The organism is Cellulomonas sp. P4_B5_2 (assembly GCF_056402235.1).
Genome location: NZ_JBFUHU010000424.1, coordinates 1 through 2581, shown reverse-complemented (window position 1 = coordinate 2581; position 2581 = coordinate 1). Strand labels below are relative to the sequence as shown.

Here is a 2581-nt window from a genome sequence, read left to right as displayed (position 1 = left end):
CCCGCGGCACCGCAGGCCAGGGCCGACGCGAGTGGTACACCGCGACCGACCAGCACGCCGTCACCGCGATACGTGCGCTGTGGGGGTCCGAGGACCTGGGCGCGCTGGCACCTGTCGTGCCACCGGTGAGGTTCGGGTTCTCGTCGGTGCCGACCGCGCCCACCGTCACCCGCGTGCTGACCACCGTGGAAATCGCGGCGAGCCCCTCCCTGCCCGGGCACTAAGATCGTGCGGGCGTCCGACGGGCGCACCCACCACCCCGACCCCGAAGGACCTTCCGTGCTCCGCACCCACACGGCCGGCTCGCTGCGAGCCGAGCACATCGGTACCACCGTCACCCTCACGGGCTGGGTGGACCGGCGGCGGGATCACGGAGGGGTGGCGTTCGTCGACCTGCGGGACGCGTCGGGCATCGCCCAGGTCGTCATCCGCGACGAGGCCGTCGCGCACGGCCTGCGCGCGGAGTACGTGCTGCAGGTGACGGGCGAGGTCGGGCGTCGGCCCGCCGGGAACGAGAACCCCAACCTGGCCACGGGCGAGGTCGAGCTGGTCGCCGCGCAGGTGGTCGTGCTCAACGAGGCCGAGCCGCTGCCGTTCCAGGTGTCGTCCTCGCTCGACGAGCCGATCGGCGAGGAGGCTCGCCTCAAGTACCGGTACCTCGACCTGCGCCGGCCGGCCCCGGCCCGCGCGATGAAGCTGCGCGCGAAGGCGAACCAGGCCGCGCGTCGCGTGCTCGACGCGCAGGACTTCGTCGAGGTCGAGACSCCGACCCTGACCCGCTCCACCCCSGAGGGYGCYCGCGACTTCCTGGTGCCCGCGCGCCTGSMGCCGGGCTSCTGSTACGCGCTGCCGCAGWSSCCGCAGCTGTTCAAGCAGCTGCTCATGGTCGGCGGGCTCGAGCGGTACTACCAGATAGCCCGCTGCTACCGGGACGAGGACTTCCGCGCCGACCGTCAGCCGGAGTTCACGCAGCTGGACGTCGAGATGAGCTTCGTCGAGCAGGACGACGTCATCGCCCTCGGCGAGCAGATCCTGGTCGCGCTCTGGGACCTCATCGGGGTCACCATCCCGACGCCGATCCCGCGGATCACGTTCGCGGAGTCCATGGCGCGCTACGGCAACGACAAGCCGGACCTGCGCTTCGGGCTCGAGCTGGTCGAGCTCACCGAGTACTTCGCGGAGACCCCGTTCCGGGTGTTCCAGGCCCCGTACGTCGGCGCGGTCGTGCAGCCCGGTGGCGGGTCGACGCCGCGGCGCGGGTTCGACGCGTGGCAGGAGTGGGCCAAGCAGCGCGGAGCCAAGGGCCTGGCGTACGTCACGGTCGGTGAGGACGGCGAGCTCGGCGGTCCGGTGGCCAAGAACCTCTCCGAGTCGGAGCGCGCCGGGCTCGTGGCGGCCGTCGGCGCGAACCCCGGCGACGCGGTGTTCTTCGCGGCCGGGCCGGTGAACGACGCCCGGGCGCTCCTCGGTGCCGCGCGTCTGGAGATCGGTCGCCGCGGTGGCCTGATCGACGAGAACGAGTGGAAGTTCGTCTGGGTGGTCGACGCGCCCCTGTTCAAGCCCACGGGCGAGGACGACGACGTGGCGGTCGGCGGGGGCGCCTGGACCGCGGTGCACCACGCGTTCACCTCACCGACGCCGGAGTGGCTCGACACGTTCGAGCAGGACCCCGGTGCCGCGCTGGCCTACGCGTACGACATCGTCTGCAACGGCAACGAGATCGGCGGCGGGTCCATCCGTATCCACCGCCGGGACGTGCAGGAGCGCGTGTTCGAGGTCATGGGCATCGGGCCGGAGGAGGCGCAGGAGAAGTTCGGCTTCCTGCTCAAGGCGTTCCAGTTCGGCGCGCCGCCGCACGGCGGGATCGCGTTCGGCTGGGACCGCATCCTGGCGCTCCTGACCGGCTCGGAGTCGATCCGCGACGTCATCGCGTTCCCGAAGTCGGGCGGCGGGTTCGACCCGCTGACGGCTGCGCCGGCACCGATCACGCCGGAGCAGCGCCGCGAGGCCGGCGTCGACGCCAAGCCGAAGGTCGCCACCGAGGCCTGATGGTCGACGTGCTCGAGGTCCTCCCGCCGCGCTGGCGGGAGGACCGGATGCTGCTCGGTGACCGCAGCCGCTGGAGCGCGGTCGAGGTCCTCGGGGACGACGACGCGGTCGTGCTGGTGATCGGCGGACCGGATCGTCCCAGCCTGCTCGGGCGTGGCGACCCTGCCTCCGTCGACCGCCTCGTCGCCGCCCAGGACGTCGGTCACGCCCGGTGGATGAGCGTGCCCCGCGGGTCTCGTCCGCGGGCAGACGTGCTCGCCCGGCTCGATCTGGTCCCGTTCTCCACCTGGGACTGGCTCTCGACGGACGCCGCCCCTCCGGGGGTCGCGGGGGAGAGCTCCGTCGTCCGGCTCGATCCGCAGGCCGACGCAGACAGGATCCGCACCTGCCTCCACTCGGCCAACCCCGAGACATCAGCGGACCCCACCGCGCCCGACGAGCTCGGGTGGTGGGGGGTCGAGGTCGACCGCGCGCTGGGCGGCGTCGTCGGTGTCTCGGCTCGACGTGGCGTGCGCGACGACGCGTCCTGGCA

The 2581-nt window shown here is 72.8% G+C and carries 2 protein-coding genes and 1 pseudogene; all 3 read left to right on the top strand.

The window, feature by feature from the left end:
* Positions 1 to 224 (top strand): annotated as a pseudogene (locus AC1DUQ_RS20510) (hypothetical protein); the annotation flags it as partial.
* Between the two features lie 55 nt (positions 225 to 279).
* Entirely contained in the window at positions 280 to 2049 is a 1770-nt protein-coding gene (aspS, locus tag AC1DUQ_RS20505) for an aspartate--tRNA ligase (protein WP_477074499.1), read from the top strand.
* Positions 2049 to 2581, top strand: a 533-nt coding sequence (locus tag AC1DUQ_RS20500; RefSeq protein WP_477074498.1) for a hypothetical protein, incomplete at its 3' end; no start/stop codon positions are given. The genes aspS and AC1DUQ_RS20500, both read left to right, overlap by 1 nt.